This window comes from Paraburkholderia acidipaludis NBRC 101816, assembly GCF_000684975.1.
GTDB lineage: Bacteria > Pseudomonadota > Gammaproteobacteria > Burkholderiales > Burkholderiaceae > Paraburkholderia > Paraburkholderia acidipaludis.
In genome coordinates, this window is record NZ_BAXZ01000015.1 from 101235 (window position 1) to 115526 (window position 14292).

The 14292-nt window shown below is 63.2% G+C and carries 16 protein-coding genes and 1 tRNA gene; 11 read left to right on the top strand and 6 right to left on the bottom strand.

Translation table 11 applies throughout. From position 1 onward, the window contains the following. Positions 1–31: 31 nt before the first annotated feature. From BAC01S_RS17360 to hisC, 8 genes are all read left to right on the top strand, one after another. Positions 32–1882, top strand: coding sequence for a tetratricopeptide repeat protein (locus BAC01S_RS17360; RefSeq protein WP_027795925.1), 1851 nt, complete (start codon positions 32–34; stop codon positions 1880–1882). Next, entirely contained in the window at positions 1882–2535 is a 654-nt protein-coding gene (lolB, locus tag BAC01S_RS17365; protein ID WP_084168627.1) for a lipoprotein insertase outer membrane protein LolB, read from the top strand. Before BAC01S_RS17360 ends, lolB begins: the two co-directional genes overlap by 1 nt. Positions 2536–2560: 25 nt before the next feature. Then, entirely contained in the window at positions 2561–3454 is an 894-nt protein-coding gene (gene ispE, locus BAC01S_RS17370) for a 4-(cytidine 5'-diphospho)-2-C-methyl-D-erythritol kinase (RefSeq protein WP_027795927.1), read from the top strand. A 53-nt stretch (positions 3455–3507) separates the two neighbouring features. Next, positions 3508–3584 (top strand) — tRNA-Gln (locus BAC01S_RS17375). A gap of 134 nt (positions 3585–3718) precedes the next feature. Beyond that, positions 3719–4675, top strand: coding sequence for a ribose-phosphate pyrophosphokinase (locus BAC01S_RS17380; protein ID WP_027795928.1), 957 nt, complete (start codon positions 3719–3721; stop codon positions 4673–4675). Between the two features lie 166 nt (positions 4676–4841). Next, complete coding sequence (locus BAC01S_RS17385; protein ID WP_027795929.1) at positions 4842–5450, top strand: 50S ribosomal protein L25/general stress protein Ctc; 609 nt, start codon at positions 4842–4844, stop codon at positions 5448–5450. A gap of 159 nt (positions 5451–5609) precedes the next feature. Next, positions 5610–6212, top strand: a complete 603-nt coding sequence (gene pth / locus BAC01S_RS17390) for an aminoacyl-tRNA hydrolase (RefSeq protein ID WP_027795930.1) — start codon at positions 5610–5612, stop codon at positions 6210–6212. A 105-nt stretch (positions 6213–6317) separates the two neighbouring features. Further along, the gene (gene hisC, locus BAC01S_RS17395; protein WP_027795931.1) at positions 6318–7385 is read left to right on the top strand and encodes a histidinol-phosphate transaminase; all 1068 of its coding nucleotides are present in this window, start codon (positions 6318–6320) and stop codon (positions 7383–7385) included. An 85-nt stretch (positions 7386–7470) separates the two neighbouring features. Here hisC and BAC01S_RS17400 read toward each other — a convergent pair whose 3' ends face one another. Then, complete coding sequence (locus tag BAC01S_RS17400; protein ID WP_027795932.1) at positions 7471–7728, bottom strand: YfhL family 4Fe-4S dicluster ferredoxin; 258 nt, start codon at positions 7726–7728, stop codon at positions 7471–7473. A 591-nt stretch (positions 7729–8319) separates the two neighbouring features. Between BAC01S_RS17400 and BAC01S_RS17405 the strand changes: the two genes are divergently transcribed. Then, the gene (locus BAC01S_RS17405; protein ID WP_156954435.1) at positions 8320–8886 is read left to right on the top strand and encodes a hypothetical protein; all 567 of its coding nucleotides are present in this window, start codon (positions 8320–8322) and stop codon (positions 8884–8886) included. Between the two features lie 173 nt (positions 8887–9059). Here BAC01S_RS17405 and BAC01S_RS31605 read toward each other — a convergent pair whose 3' ends face one another. Then, positions 9060–9614 (bottom strand): MASE1 domain-containing protein, encoded by a 555-nt coding sequence (locus BAC01S_RS31605; protein ID WP_043202596.1) that lies wholly within the window; start codon positions 9612–9614, stop codon positions 9060–9062. Positions 9615–9711: 97 nt separating this feature from the next. On the opposite strand from BAC01S_RS31605, the gene BAC01S_RS17415 reads away from it, so the two are divergent. Continuing rightward, complete coding sequence (locus BAC01S_RS17415) at positions 9712–10059, top strand: transcriptional regulator (protein WP_027795934.1); 348 nt, start codon at positions 9712–9714, stop codon at positions 10057–10059. 90 nt (positions 10060–10149) lie between these two features. Here BAC01S_RS17415 and coaD read toward each other — a convergent pair whose 3' ends face one another. Together coaD and rsmD are read right to left on the bottom strand one after the other, a co-directional pair. Beyond that, the gene (gene coaD / locus BAC01S_RS17420) at positions 10150–10653 is read right to left on the bottom strand and encodes a pantetheine-phosphate adenylyltransferase (protein ID WP_027795935.1); all 504 of its coding nucleotides are present in this window, start codon (positions 10651–10653) and stop codon (positions 10150–10152) included. A 147-nt stretch (positions 10654–10800) separates the two neighbouring features. Continuing rightward, positions 10801–11439, bottom strand: coding sequence for a 16S rRNA (guanine(966)-N(2))-methyltransferase RsmD (rsmD, locus tag BAC01S_RS17425; RefSeq protein WP_027795936.1), 639 nt, complete (start codon positions 11437–11439; stop codon positions 10801–10803). 233 nt (positions 11440–11672) lie between these two features. On the opposite strand from rsmD, the gene ftsY reads away from it, so the two are divergent. Then, on the top strand, positions 11673–12806 hold the full coding sequence (ftsY, locus tag BAC01S_RS17430) for a signal recognition particle-docking protein FtsY (RefSeq protein WP_027795937.1): 1134 nt from the start codon (positions 11673–11675) through the stop codon (positions 12804–12806). A gap of 89 nt (positions 12807–12895) precedes the next feature. Here ftsY and maiA read toward each other — a convergent pair whose 3' ends face one another. Next, positions 12896–13543 carry a maleylacetoacetate isomerase gene (gene maiA, locus BAC01S_RS17435; RefSeq protein WP_027795938.1) on the bottom strand — a complete coding sequence of 216 codons (648 nt, stop codon included), beginning with the start codon at positions 13541–13543 and terminating at the stop codon, positions 12896–12898. 38 nt (positions 13544–13581) lie between these two features. Beyond that, positions 13582–14277: a fumarylacetoacetate hydrolase family protein gene (locus BAC01S_RS17440; protein WP_027795939.1), complete on the bottom strand. Its 696-nt coding sequence runs from the start codon at positions 14275–14277 to the stop codon at positions 13582–13584. Positions 14278–14292: the final 15 nt, after the last annotated feature.

The following is a 14292-nucleotide window of genomic DNA, read 5'->3' on the forward strand; positions in this document are numbered from 1 at the left end:
TACAATCGACTGAAACATTCGACGGAATTCCATGGAACTGTCTTTCGTAAAGCTGTTTGCGAAGCGCCCGTCCGCCGTGGCGCCACGCCTGCCCGTCGCCATCGGCGCCCGCCGTCTCATCGGCGCGGCGGTGCTCGCGGCCTGGGCGTTGACCACACCGAACGCCTGGGCGCAGAATCAGGCCCCGGACACAGACGACACTTCCGTCTCGATCCCGGACATGTTGGGAGAAGTGAGCGCCAACGAGAAGAAGGATCTGCCCGACGTCCCGCTGACGAGCCAGATCGTCTTCCAGGTGCTGGCCGCGGAAATCGCGCTTCAGCGCGACGAGCCGGCGCCCGCGTACCAGACTTACCTCGCGCTTGCGCGCGACACGCACGATCCGCGCTTTGCGCAGCGCGCGACGGAAGTCGCGCTCGCGGCACAAAGTCCGTCCGACGCGCTGAACGCGGCCCAGCTCTGGCAGCAGTACGCCCCCGATTCGGAGCGTGCCGCGCAACTGGACGCCTCGCTGCTCGTGCTCTCCGGCCGCCCCGAAGACGCCGAGCCGCTGCTCGCGCGCGAACTCGCGAACGTGCCGGCCGACAGCCGCGGGGCCGCGGTGGTCTCGCTGCAACTGCTGCTCTCGCGCGGCCCGAACCGCGCCGGCGGCCTGACCGTGCTGAAAGATCTGCTCAAGAACGACATGGACCGGCCCGAGGCACAGCTCGCGGTCGGCCGCCAGCAGTTGCTGGCCGACGACGTGCCCGGCGCGCGCAAGTCGTTCGAGCAGGCGCTCACGATCAAGCCCGATTACCTGCCCGCCGCGCTGATGCTCGCGCAGATGGGCCCGGAAGAGCGCAGCGAGGGCATCGCGGCAATCGAGAAATACGTGCAGCAGAACCCGAAGTCGCATGAGGGGCATCTCGCGCTCGCGCAGACCTACCTCGCGGCCGACCGGCTCGACGACGCCCAGAAGCAGTTCGAGATCCTGCGCAAGGACAACCCGAACGACCTGATGCCGTATATGGCCCTCGCGCTCATCGCCGTGCAGCAGAAGCAGTACGACGTCGCGCAAAAGAACCTGACGCAGTACACGCAGCTCGCGGAAAAGACGCCGGGCGCGGACCCGGGCCAGGGCTACATCTACCTTGCGCAGCTTGCGATCGAGCAGAAGGACGACGCCACGGCGCAGAAGTGGCTCGACAAGATCGAGCCGAACAGCCAGCAGTACGTTCCGGCGCAGATCACGCGCGCGCAGATCTACGAAAAGGAAGGCAAGGTCGACGACGCGCGCCGCCAGCTCGCCAGCATCCAGACGGACGATCCGCGCGACCAGGCGCTGATCGCGCGCACGGACGCCGCGATCCTGTTCGACGCAAAGCGCTACCCGGAAGCGGAAGCGCGCCTCGCGAAGGCCGTCACGGACTTTCCGGACGACCCCGATCTCACCTACGACTACGCGATGTCCGCCGAGAAGAACGGCCATTACGACGTCATGGAAACCCAGTTGCGCAAGCTGATCAAGACGCAGCCCGACAATCCGCAGGCATACAACGCGCTCGGCTACTCCCTCGCCGACCGCAACCTGCGCCTGCAGGAAGCGGACAAGCTGGTCGAGAAGGCGTCGGCGCTCGCACCGAACGACGCCTACATCCTGGACAGCGTGGGCTGGGTGAAGTACCGCCTTGGCGACAACGCCGAAGCCATCAAGCTGCTGCGCAAGGCCTACGACATGCAGCCGAACGCCGAGATCGGCGCGCACCTCGGCGAGGTGCTGTGGGAGAACGGCGATCAGAGCGGCGCACGCCAGGCCTGGCGCGAAGCCCTCAAGCTCGAACCCGACAACGACACGCTCCTGAAGACGCTCAAGCGCTTCCAGGTACAGACGAACGATCTCTGATGGCAGATAACCGATCGACCTTCCGCCCCGCTACGCCGGCCCAGTTCAGCGCCCGCTTCCTGCGGCGCCCGGCGCTCGGTGTGGCGGCGGCGGCCGTGCTTGCGCTCGCGGGCTGCGCAACGGCGCCGCATCAGCCCTCGACCTCGAACGCGACAACCTCGCTCACCACGCAGACGACCCGTGCATACCACGGCCGCTTCGCGGCGCAGTACGTCGATCAGAACGGGCAACAGCGCAATGCATACGGCAATTTCGACTGGCGCGAAACCGACTCGACCGTAACGCTGCAGTTGATCAACCCGATCGGGCAGACGCTTGCGATCATCACGTCGTCGCCGGCGCAGGCGACGCTCGAACTGCCGAACCGTGACCCCATCATCGCCGACAACGTCGGAACGCTGATGCAGCAGGCGCTTGGCTTCGCGCTGCCGGTCGAGGGCCTGCGCTACTGGCTGCAGCCGACGGTCGCGCCCACTTCGCGCGCGCACACGACGCCCGATCCGCAAGATCCGTCGCGCCTCTCGCAGATCGAGCAGGACGGGTGGACGATAAACTATCTCGCCTATGCCGACGCACCCGCCACCGGCGTCAAGCGCGTGAACCTCACGCGCGAAGACCCGCCGATGGCAATCAAGCTCGTGCTCGACCAATAAACTGGCCGCACCCGCCACCCGCATCATGACCGAAACCCAGGACTCGCTGCGCGACTGCCTCGCGCCCGCGAAACTCAATCTCTTCCTTCACATCACGGGCCGCCGCCAGGACGGCTATCACGACCTGCAGACCGTGTTCCAGTTGCTCGACTGGGGCGACACGCTGCACTTCAAGCGCCGCAACGACGGCCGTATCGCGCGCACGACCGAAGTGGACGGCGTTCCCGCGGAACAGGACCTCACGGTGCGCGCCGCCACGCTGCTCAGGCAATACACGGGCACGCAGGAAGGCGTCGAGATCGACATCGAAAAGCGTCTGCCGATGGGCGCCGGCCTGGGCGGCGGCAGCTCGGACGCGGCGACCACGCTGCTCGCGCTCAACCGCCTGTGGAAGCTCAAGCTGACACGCGCCGAACTGCAGGCGCTTGCGCTGAAGCTGGGCGCCGACGTGCCGTTCTTCGTGTTCGGGAAGAATGCGTTCGCGGAGGGTGTTGGAGAGGCGCTCGAGGCGGTACAATTGCCCGCGCGTCATTTTTTGGTTGTGACGCCGCGGGTACATGTTCCAACCGCAGCGATTTTCTCGGAAAACTCGTTGACAAGGGGCACAAAGGCCTGCACAATAGCAGTCTTTCTTGCACAGCATGCGGCGCAGAACGGATGGCCGGACAGCTTCGGTCAGAACGATATGCAAGCGGTTGTCGCAGAAAAATACGCGGAAGTAGCGCAGGTGCTTGAATGGTTTGAGAGTGTCTCGAATAGCATCGCACCCGCGCGGATGACCGGATCGGGCGCAAGCGTTTTTGCAGCGTTCGCCAGTCGGGCCGAAGCGGAAGCGGTACAGGCGCAATTGCCGGGTGTCTGGCGCAGCGCAGTCGCTTCGAGTCTGGATATGCATCCACTCTTCGCTTTCGCGGCATAGTTTCAGCATCGTTGGGCGGCCCTACCCGTTCAATGAAGCGCAAAGTTAAGTGTAGGGGAGTCGCCAAGTTGGTTAAGGCACCGGATTTTGATTCCGGCATGCGAGGGTTCGAGTCCTTCCTCCCCTGCCAAATATTCCAGCGCTTACAACGCAGCCGAGCGCAATTGCTCTCAGTGGTTCGCGCAGCGTCTCGCAATGGCTGCCGGTCGCGTCGTAAAGCGCATGTAGTTCCTCTCGCCCTCCCAAGTCCGCAGCAGGTGCATGATGAGCAGCCATGACGGCCTGATGGTTTTTACTGGCAACGCAAATCCCGCGCTTGCACAGGAAGTCGTCAAGATCCTCGGTATTCCCCTCGGCAAGGCTATGGTTAGCCGCTTCTCCGACGGTGAGATTCAGGTCGAAATTCAGGAAAACGTGCGCGGCAAGGACGTCTTCGTCCTGCAGTCCACCTGTGCGCCGACCAACGACAACCTGATGGAACTGATGATCATGGTCGATGCGCTCAAGCGCGCATCCGCGGGCCGGATCACCGCTGCCATCCCCTATTTCGGCTATGCCCGCCAGGACCGCCGCCCGCGCTCGGCGCGCGTCGCCATCTCGGCGAAAGTCGTGGCGAACATGCTGGAAATCGCCGGCGTCGAGCGGATCATCACGATGGATCTGCACGCCGACCAGATTCAGGGCTTCTTCGACATTCCCGTCGACAATATTTACGCGACGCCTGTTCTGCTTGGCGACCTGCGCAAGCAGAGCTACGAGAACCTGCTGGTCGTGTCGCCGGACGTCGGCGGCGTGGTGCGTGCGCGAGCGCTCGCGAAGCAGCTCAACTGCGACCTCGCGATAATCGACAAGCGTCGCCCGAAGGCGAACGTCGCCGAAGTGATGAACATCATCGGTGAAGTCGAAGGCCGCACCTGTGTGATCATGGACGACATGGTCGACACCGCGGGCACCCTCTGCAAGGCAGCTCAGGTGCTCAAGGAGCGCGGCGCGAAGAAGGTGTTCGCCTACGCCACGCACCCGGTGCTCTCGGGTGGCGCGGGCGAGCGGATCGCCGCTTCGGCGCTCGACGAACTGGTGGTGACGGACACGATTCCGCTGGGCGCAGAAGCACGCGCCTGCGCCAAGATCCGTTCGCTCACGAGCGCGGGACTGCTGGCCGAAACGTTCTCGCGCATCCGCCGGGGCGATTCGGTGATGTCGCTTTTCGCGGAAAGCTAAGAATTGACGCGCAAAGCGCGGCGTTCGCAAGAATGCCGCGCTTTTGCACGTAATCGGCGCGAGCGGACGTAGCTTCGCGCTGCATTGTCGGGGGCCTTCAGGCAAGCCAATTGCCAAAAAGGCCCCGTTTTACTGCCTGGTCGCGGGCAGTGCATTGGAGAATCAAATGAAAGTCATCGCTTTCGAGCGTAACCTGCAAGGTACGGGTGCGAGCCGCCGCCTGCGCAATGCTGGCAAGACCCCTGGCATCGTTTACGGTGTCGGCGCCGAGCCGCAACTGATCGAACTCGATCACAACGCGCTGTGGCACGCCCTGAAGAAGGAAGCCTTCCACTCGTCGATCCTCGACCTCGAAGTGGCCGGCAAGGCGCAGCAAGTGCTGCTGCGCGACGTGCAATACCACCCGTTCCGTCAGCTCGTGCTGCACGTGGACTTCCAGCGCGTCGATCCGAGCAAGAAGATCCACACGAAGGTGCCGCTGCACTTCATGAACCAGGAAACCAACCCGGCCGTCAAGACGGGTGGCGCGATCATCTCGCACGTTCTGGCTGAAATCGAAGTCCAGTGCCTGCCGAGCGCACTGCCGGAATTCCTCGAAGTCGACCTCGCCAAGATCGAGGCTGGCCAGTCGCTGCATGCCAAGGACATCACGCTGCCCGCCGGCGTGACGCTCGTCCCGCACGTGGAATCGGAAAACCCGGTCGTCGTGTCGGCACCGGTGCCGGCTGGCGCCGTGGCGGCTGCTGAAGGCGAAGAAGCGCCCGCTGCCGAGTAAAAAAAGCAGCGGCGAAGAGCCGATCCTCTCGATCCGTTTCAAAGAAACGGACGACGTGACCCGCCGCGGTTCGCCCCGGCGGTTTTTTTTTCGCACTCTTTTGGACTCTTCCGTACACTTGCGGATCGATTCAACGATTTACGCAGGCGGGACACCACAATGATCAGGTTGATCGTCGGACTCGGCAATCCCGGCGCCGAATACGCCGCGACGCGGCACAACGCCGGTTTCTGGCTGGTGGATCAGCTCGCGCGCGAAGCGGGCACGACGCTGCGTGACGAGCGGCGCTTTCACGGCCACTACGCAAAGGCGCGCCTCTATGGCGAGGAGGTGCACCTGCTCGAGCCGCAGACCTACATGAACCGCTCGGGCCAGTCGGTCGTGGTGCTCGCGCACTTCTTCAAGATCCTGCCCGACGAGATTCTCGTCGCGCACGACGAGCTCGACCTGCCGCCCGGCACCGTCAAGCTCAAGCTCGGCGGCGGCAGCGGCGGCCATAACGGCCTGAAGGACATTTCCGCGCATCTCACGACGCAGCAATACTGGCGCCTGCGCGTCGGCATTGGCCATCCGCGCGATCTGATTCCCGAAGGCGCGCGCGCCGGCGCGAAGCCCGACGTCGCGAACTTCGTGCTCAAGCCGCCGCGCAAGGAAGAACAGGACGTGATCGACGCCTCGATCGAGCGCGCGCTCGCCGTCATGCCGGCATTCGTGAAAGGCGAAACGGAACGCGCGGTGATGCAATTGCACCGCAACGGTTGAGGTTAGCCGAAGGGCCGTCGCGGCCCGTTTAAAGTGGTAGCTGCGACCATGCATGGGACCGGAGCAAGCGCTAAAGCGCTAACTGCGGTCGACAAGGAGAGCGTCTTGAGTCGTTACTGGAGTGACATCGTCGGCCGTCTCGTGCCGTATGTGCCGGGAGAACAGCCCGCGCTCGCGAAGCCGGTCAAACTGAACACCAACGAGAACCCGTACCCGCCGTCTCCGCGCGTGCTGGAAGCGATCCGCGCCGAACTGGGCGAGCATGCCGAATCGCTGCGCCGCTATCCGGATCCGCTCGCGAAGCGCCTGCGCGAAACGGTGGCCGAGCATCACGGCCTGCGCGCCGATCAGGTGTTCGTCGGCAACGGTTCGGACGAAGTGCTCGCGCACGCGTTCCAGGCCCTGCTCAAGCACGACCTGCCGATCCTCTTCCCCGACATCACGTACAGCTTCTACCCGACCTATGCGCGGCTCTACGACGTGCAGTACCGCACGGTGCCGCTCGACGAGGCCTTCGCGATCCGCGTCGAGGACTACGCGCAGGCCAATGGCGGCGTGATCTTCCCGAACCCGAACGCGCCCACGGGCCATGCGTTGCCGCTCGTGCAGATCGAGAAGCTCGTGACGGCGAACCCGGAGTCGGTGGTGATCGTGGACGAGGCGTATGTAGACTTCGGCGCGGAATCGGCGATCAAGCTGATCGGTCGCTATCCGAACCTGCTCGTCGTGCATACGACCTCGAAGTCGCGCTCGCTTGCCGGCATGCGTGTGGGCTTCGCGTTCGGCCACGCCGATCTGATCGAGGCGCTCAACCGCGTGAAGGACAGCTTCAACTCGTATCCGCTCGATCGCCTCGCGCAGGCGGCCGCCATGGCCGCCTATGAGGACGTCGAGTGGCTACGCACGACGAGCGCACGCGTCATGGCAAGCCGCACCCGGCTCGTGGCGGCGCTCGCGGAACTAGGCTTCGAGACCGTGTCCTCGGCTGCGAACTTCGTGTTCGCTCGCCATCCTTCGCACGACGCGGCCGCCATTAGCGCGAAGCTGCGCGAGCGCGAGATCTTCGTGCGCCACTTCAACGCGCCGCGCATCAGCCAGCATCTGCGCATCACGGTTGGCACCGACGCCGAATGCGACACGCTCGTCGCCGCGCTCAAGGACATTTTGGGGTAGCAGACCCGGCCATCACCGGGCCGGATGTGCAAATAAAAACGCGCCCCATGAGGCGCGTTTTTTCTTGATGCAGCAGCGAGGCGCTTCAGCCGTTCTTCGCCGCCATCAGCGCATGATACTTCTGCTGCAATTGCTCGGCCGACTCCAGATGATCCGGATTGCGCGGAATGCACTCTACCGGACACACCTGCACGCACTGCGGCTCGTCGAAATGACCGACGCACTCCGTGCACTTGTTCGGATCGATCAGGTAGATTTCCGGGCCCATCGAAATCGCGTCGTTCGGGCACTCGGGCTCGCAAACGTCGCAGTTGATGCACTCGTCGGTAATCATCAGGGCCATGCTTGAACCAACTTTCCTAGAGAAAACAATACATTATAGCTTTTCAGCCTTCCGCGTGGTCGAGCAAGACTACATCGACGCTTGATTGGTGGCGACGGGCATCGATCGCATGGTCCGCCCGGAGACTCCCGGTAAACGCTATTCATCCCCCCTCGCCGGCAAGCTCGCGCCCACAGCCATCAGTAACATTTTGTAAACACCACCCCTCAAGTTCTCCGCCAGTTCGTCGTTACCCAGCTATGAACCCGGCCGTTTGCTTGCGACCCTATTGTTATAAATTTAATAGCGATTGACCTGAGAGAAACCGTTGACGCTGAGTGCGCAGCCCAAACCTGCCGGCCAGCCTCCGCATGACCCAATGTGCGCGCGCCGTCAACGACCTTGAAAATACGGTTCCGGACACGGTAACTCCTCGATATGGGAAGAAGTTCTGGGAATAGAAATCAGATCTGTGTAATTCGTTAGAGGTTCATCGTCGTGATCCACTAAAGTTTCTGGCTCTTGGCCGTTAGCCTGCCAAGAGCCAGCGGTTTCCGGCTTATTTAGCAAATTGATATATTTTTTATACCCTGAATAACCAGGAGGGAAAGAATGTCCGGTCGGATGCATCTTGAAAAGACGCTGAGCAATGGAAGTTATTTGTATCGGTGTTGGACATGCGGCTATAGTGCCGCCTTTAACGGCGGAAACAATGACTGCCCCGTATGCAGACAGAATGATCTGCTTGAAAAGCAAACCAAAATCATGTCGCAGCAAACGCCCGCAATAAGCACTCCGGGGTTTGACGAAGCGGTGACAAAATTCATCTTCATCGTTTTCCTGGAGGCCGTTGCAACCGTAGGGTTGGCACTTCTGTTACCCGACAGTTGGTCTATCAACATTTCCATCCTTTTGGGCACCGGACTGGTTCTCGCATACGCCTGGACCAAGGATTTTGGCAAGTGGATTGCCATTAGCTTCTTTGCATTGACAATTATTGGATGTATCGGCAATTTATTGTCCGGTACGAATACAGACTCCAAACAAAGTGCCACGCCGTCGCGTACAGAATTGCTAAACCGAATGAATGCCGAAGACGAAAAGCGCAAGGCATGCAACAACATCGCTCCTGCAAACTGGGACGATGAGTGCCGACACTTGTTAATGGGGAATGACTGATTACCTCGCCGACTCGATAGCGGCTCGGTCGGGTACGACAGGACAAGAAGCCCGAATTCACTCAACCCGAGGATCGGATGGCGGCTGCACCGATGTCCGCTTTCACAAACATTGACGCTCAATCGTCCCAAGCCTGAAGGGAACCCAGGCCGGCCTGATCGTTGTGCGCCGAATCACGTCTTGGCGCTACCTGGCCGTGGAATGAGCGGCAGTAGAGCCTTCATCGTATAGAGCACGATGACTGCGCCGGATAGATCGCCTACAAACATGGCGAAGAATCTTTCGCCGATGTTTGTCGTATTGCCGCACAACATCAGCCAGATATTCGTCAGCAGCGGATTCGCAACGGAAAAGGCCAGCGCCAGAACAAGCAATCGCTTCGGCGTGAGATTGGCCAGCGAAGCTTGCAACCCGTATTGCTCACGGGCAATCCGATAAACGGCATAAGGCGCAACCGTCGCAATGATGCCGCCCGCAATCGACCGCATCGGATCGTCAGGAAAGAAGTACAGAAAATCCACCAGCCAGCTTGCCGCCAGCAAACCGATGGCGCCATCGACACCCAGCAGCAAGGTCGCAAAAAGCCTGACGCCCGACGGCAAATAGATCCAGTTCACGCCGCGCACGAACTCGGAGTGCGTGAAGACTTCCTGATTAATCCAGAGCGACAACACGAAGACCGCGACCGTTCCGATAATCGACGCCAGCCGCAAACGCCAGTTACCCATTGCAGTACAATTCCCCGATTCGATGCATGATTCGAGTGCATTCGATTCTGTTCTCACACGCCGCAGCGTTCCCATTCGCCGGAGCGTCGAGCCAGCCATGACCCGCCCTGCTGATATCTACCTACGGTTTCTGCAACTTGCCGAGGCGCTGCGCGGCCTGCCCTCGCTCCCTGCACTCGATCCGCTCGAAGAAAAAATCCTCGAACTCGTCGCACGTATGGCACAGGCCAATGAACTGCTGTCGGTACGCGAGATGATGGCCCGCAGCGAACTCGGCTCACCGGCCACGCTGCACGCCCGCCTCAAGTCGATGCGTGAAAAAGGCTGGCTGACCCTTGGCGATACCGAAGACACTCGACGCAAGCAGATCGAACTCACGCCCGCCGCGCTCAAGCATTTCGACAAGCTCGCCGAAGCGTTCGCCAAGGCCGCCAGGAGCACCTGACTTCCCCTGGTATTGCCTGTTGCTCCGGCAACGCCGATCAGCCGTTCCGAAAGCTCACCGCATGGGCTTCGTCGTAGTTTGCCCCTGCGCTCAGGCCTTCGTAACGGGAGCGGAGAGCGACGCCACCTTGTCCTGCAAGCGCTTTTCCACCGAGGGAAACACGAACTTGCTCACGTCGCCGCCCAGTTGGGCGATTTCGCGCACGATCGTGCCCGAAATGAACTGATATTGATCCGAAGGCGTCATGAACATCGTCTCGACGTCCGGCAGCAGATAGCGGTTCATACCGGCCATCTGGAACTCGTATTCGAAGTCCGACACGGCGCGCAAGCCGCGCACGATCACGCGCGCGTTGTTGGTGCGGACGAAATCCTTGAGAAGCCCCTTGAAGCTCATCACCTGCACGTTCGGATAGTGGCCGAGCACCTCGTGGGCAATCTCGAGCCGCTCGTCGAGCGAGAAGAAGGGCTTCTTGTTGCGGCTGTCGGCAACACCCACCACCAGCGTGTCGAAAATACTCGACGCACGCCGCACGAGATCTTCGTGGCCGCGCGTGAGCGGATCGAAGGTACCGGGGTACACGGCGACTACCATGAGGCTTCTCCTCTCTCAACAGAATTGGGGCGCAATACGTGCAACGCACGCGACGCGCCGCCGGACCGCTCCGATCATGGCCGGCACGGTGCGGGCACATGCAGCGTGTGACGGTCAACCCGTCCACCGCTTGTTATGAAACGCGCATTATTCCTCATTTTCGCGCTGCAGCAAATGATAGAAGACCGCACCCGCCTTGCCCGCGCGCACGACGCTCCAGCCTGCCAGCGCCGGCTGCGCGGCCGGGTCGAGATCCTCGCCGCACTCCACGTAAAGCCAGCCATCCGGTGCGACGAGCGGCGCGGCAACCTCCAGCGCGCGCACGAGCAGTGCGGGCTCGCCGAACGGCGGGTCGAGGAACACCACGTCGAAGGCGCCCGGCGCGAGACTGGCCGCGAGACGCAGCGCGTCGGCTTCGGCGATTTCGATGCTGCGCGCCGCGAGGCGCGCCTGGTTCGCGCGTAACTGCGCGGCGGCGCGTGCGTTGCGCTCGACCATCACGACGCGCGCAGCGCCGCGCGAGGCGGCCTCGAAGCCGAGCGCGCCGCTGCCCGCGAACAGATCGAGACAGCGCAGGCCGTCGAGCCGCTGGCCGAGCCAGTTGAAGAGCGTTTCGCGCACGCGGTCGGGCGTGGGACGCAGGCCGTCCAGATCGAGCACCGGCAGCGGCGTGCGCTTCCAGTCGCCGCCGATGATGCGGATCGTGTGAGCACCGCCGCCGCGGGCAGCCTTGCCGGCCGTGGCAGTGCGCGCGCCTTGCGGGTGCGGGGACGAAGAACGGGACATGCGTGTTTTCTTTGGTGGCGGCTTACGGGTGTTCGGGCGGCGCGCCATGCACGCGCCGCACCCCTGATGCGCGAACGTTACCACAGGGCCGCCCGCGCGCCCCCGGGGCCAACGCAACGACGCCGCCGGGGGCGCCTGATAAAATGCCGTGTTCTTTCGCGCGTTGCCGCCACTTCCCCGACGTCCGGGCCGTCCGAGGTCCGGCCCGCAACGCGCTTCCACCACGCCAGATCATGTTCAGTTTCTTCAAACGATTCCGGGGCTCCAAGGCCGACGAGCACGCGCCCGAGGGCGAAGCCGCGGATTCCGCAGCCGCCGAAACCGCGGCGCCGGCAGAGACCGCACCCGCGGCGGCGCCAGCCATCGCTGACGAGCCCGCACGCACCGCCTCCACGGCCGCCGGGTCTTCCGGTTCGGTCGATTCGGCAGCCGAAATCGTCCCGCCGCCCGTGCCGGAGCCTGCCGCGAAGCAGTCGTGGCTCACGCGCCTGAAGTCGGGCCTCGCGAAGACGAGCTCGAACCTCACGAGCATCTTCGTCAACGCGAAGATCGACGACGAACTCTACGAGGAGCTGGAAACGGCGCTCCTGATGTCGGATGCCGGCGTGGACGCCACCGAATACCTGCTCGAGACGCTGCGCCAGAAGGTGCGCGCCGAGCGTCTCACCGAGGCCGTGCAGGTGAAGGAAGCGCTGCGCCAGTTGCTGATCGACCTGCTCCAGCCGCTCGAAAAATCGCTGATGCTGGGCCGCGCGCAGCCGCTCGTGATGATGATCGCGGGCGTGAACGGCGCAGGCAAGACCACGAGCATCGGCAAGCTGGCCAAGCATTTGCAACGCTTCGACCAGAAGGTGCTGCTGGCCGCCGGCGACACGTTCCGCGCCGCCGCACGCGAGCAGCTCGCAATCTGGGGCGAGCGCAACAACGTGACGGTCGTGCAGCAGGAAAGCGGCGACCCGGCCGCGGTGATCTTCGACGCCGTGAGCGCGGCGCGCGCCCGCGGCATCGACGTGGTGATGGCCGACACCGCGGGCCGCCTGCCTACCCAGCTACATCTGATGGACGAGATCAAGAAGGTCAAGCGCGTGATCGGCAAGGCGTTCGACGGCGCGCCGCACGAGGTGCTGCTCGTGATCGACGCGAACACGGGCCAGAACGCGCTCGCGCAGGTGAAGGCATTCGACGACGCGCTCGGCCTCACCGGGCTCATCGTCACGAAGCTCGACGGCACCGCCAAGGGCGGCATCCTGGCTGCGATTGCGCGCCAGCGCCCGGTGCCGGTGTACTTCATCGGCGTGGGCGAAAAGGTGGAGGACCTGCAGCCGTTCAGCGCCGAAGAGTTCGCGGACGCTCTGCTCGGCAACTGAGCAACGGTTCCGACCCAACATGAAAGGGGCGTCGTTCCTGCGAACGACGCCCCTTTTTCATGCCTGCGCGCCCGCAGCGGCGCCGCGATTCACTCCGAATCCGGCTGCTCGCCCGGCGCGGCCTTCGCAAAGGCATCGATCTGCATGGCGTGGTCGTAGATGCGCTGGATGGTCGGGTAGCGTGTCGTGTCGATGTTGAAGCGGTTCGCATTGAACACCTGCGGGATCAGACAGGCATCGGCCATGGTCGGGGTGTCGCCATAGCAAAGCTTGCCTGTGCGCGCGTCGCTCGCGAGGCGCTGCTCCAGCGTGCCGAAACCCAGCTCGATCCAGTGACGGTACCAGCCATCCTTCGCGGCGTCGTCGACGCCCAGTGTGTGCTTCAGGTACCGCAGCACGCGCAGGTTGTCCACCGGATGGATCTCGCACGCCACCTGCAGCGCCAGCGAGCGCACATGCGCGCGATCGGCCGGCATGGTCGGCAGCAGGGGCGGCTCGGGATGCGTCTCCTCCAGGTACTCGATGATCGCGAGCGACTGCTGGATCAGGTTCTGCTCGTCGTCGACCAGCGTCGGCACGATGCCGTCCTGATTGATCTGCCGGTACGCCGGCTTCAGTTGCTCGCCGCCCTCGCGCACCAGATGCACCGGCACGTACTCGTACGACAGCTTCTTCAGGTTCAGTGCGATACGCACGCGGTACGACGCGGAACTGCGGAAATAACTGTAAAGCTTCATGCTCTCCTCATCCAGGCTCATGACGGTTCGTGCCGATATCAGACCACGCGCAGCATGATCTCGCCTATCCCCTCCACGCCGCCACGCATCAGGTCGCCCTTCGCCACGGCGCCGACACCCTCGGGCGTGCCGGTGTAGATCAGGTCGCCCGCTTTCAGTTCGAACAGCGTCGAGAGGAAGGCAATCGTGTCCGCCACCGGCCAGATCATCTGCGAAACGTCGCTGCGCTGCTTGTCTTCGCCATTGACCGAAAGCCAGATTGCGCCCTTCGCGATCTGGCCCACCCGCTCGGCCGGTTGGATCGGCCCGATCGGCGCCGAATGGTCGAAGCCCTTCGCGGTATCCCACGGCCGGCCGAGCTTCTTCGCTTCGGCCTGCAGGTCGCGGCGGGTCATGTCGAGACCCGGCGCGTAGCCATAGACATGCTCCAGCGCGCTCGCGGCGGGGATATCCTTGCCGCCCTTGCCGATCGCGACAACGAGCTCCATCTCGAAGTGCACATTCTTCGACTGCGACGGATACAGAAATTCGGCGGTCGAGCCCGGGGCGACGTAGAGAATCGCATCGGCCGGCTTGGCGAAGAAGAATGGCGGTTCGCGGTCGGGATCGTGGCCCATCTCGCGCGCGTGAGCTTCGTAGTTGCGGCCCACGCAATAGATGCGGCGCACCGGGAAGCGCTGATCGCTGCCCGCCACCGGTACCGATGCTTGTGCCGGCTCGAAAACGTAAGTCATGGGGTTCTCCGTCTG

What these genes read in the sequence shown, in the direction of transcription:
- BAC01S_RS17360 (WP_027795925.1), top strand. Translation starts at nt 32, where the DNA reads ATGGAACTGTCTTTCGTAAAGCTGTTTGCGAAGCGCCCGTCCGCCGTG.
- lolB (WP_084168627.1), top strand. Translation starts at nt 1,882, where the DNA reads ATGGCAGATAACCGATCGACCTTCCGCCCCGCTACGCCGGCCCAGTTC.
- ispE (WP_027795927.1), top strand. Translation starts at nt 2,561, where the DNA reads ATGACCGAAACCCAGGACTCGCTGCGCGACTGCCTCGCGCCCGCGAAA.
- BAC01S_RS17380 (WP_027795928.1), top strand. Translation starts at nt 3,719, where the DNA reads ATGAGCAGCCATGACGGCCTGATGGTTTTTACTGGCAACGCAAATCCC.
- BAC01S_RS17385 (WP_027795929.1), top strand. Translation starts at nt 4,842, where the DNA reads ATGAAAGTCATCGCTTTCGAGCGTAACCTGCAAGGTACGGGTGCGAGC.
- pth (WP_027795930.1), top strand. Translation starts at nt 5,610, where the DNA reads ATGATCAGGTTGATCGTCGGACTCGGCAATCCCGGCGCCGAATACGCC.
- BAC01S_RS17400 (WP_027795932.1), bottom strand. Translation starts at nt 7,728, where the DNA reads ATGGCCCTGATGATTACCGACGAGTGCATCAACTGCGACGTTTGCGAG.
- BAC01S_RS17405 (WP_156954435.1), top strand. Translation starts at nt 8,320, where the DNA reads ATGTCCGGTCGGATGCATCTTGAAAAGACGCTGAGCAATGGAAGTTAT.
- BAC01S_RS31605 (WP_043202596.1), bottom strand. Translation starts at nt 9,614, where the DNA reads ATGGGTAACTGGCGTTTGCGGCTGGCGTCGATTATCGGAACGGTCGCG.
- BAC01S_RS17415 (WP_027795934.1), top strand. Translation starts at nt 9,712, where the DNA reads ATGACCCGCCCTGCTGATATCTACCTACGGTTTCTGCAACTTGCCGAG.
- coaD (WP_027795935.1), bottom strand. Translation starts at nt 10,653, where the DNA reads ATGGTAGTCGCCGTGTACCCCGGTACCTTCGATCCGCTCACGCGCGGC.
- rsmD (WP_027795936.1), bottom strand. Translation starts at nt 11,439, where the DNA reads ATGTCCCGTTCTTCGTCCCCGCACCCGCAAGGCGCGCGCACTGCCACG.
- ftsY (WP_027795937.1), top strand. Translation starts at nt 11,673, where the DNA reads ATGTTCAGTTTCTTCAAACGATTCCGGGGCTCCAAGGCCGACGAGCAC.
- maiA (WP_027795938.1), bottom strand. Translation starts at nt 13,543, where the DNA reads ATGAAGCTTTACAGTTATTTCCGCAGTTCCGCGTCGTACCGCGTGCGT.
- BAC01S_RS17440 (WP_027795939.1), bottom strand. Translation starts at nt 14,277, where the DNA reads ATGACTTACGTTTTCGAGCCGGCACAAGCATCGGTACCGGTGGCGGGC.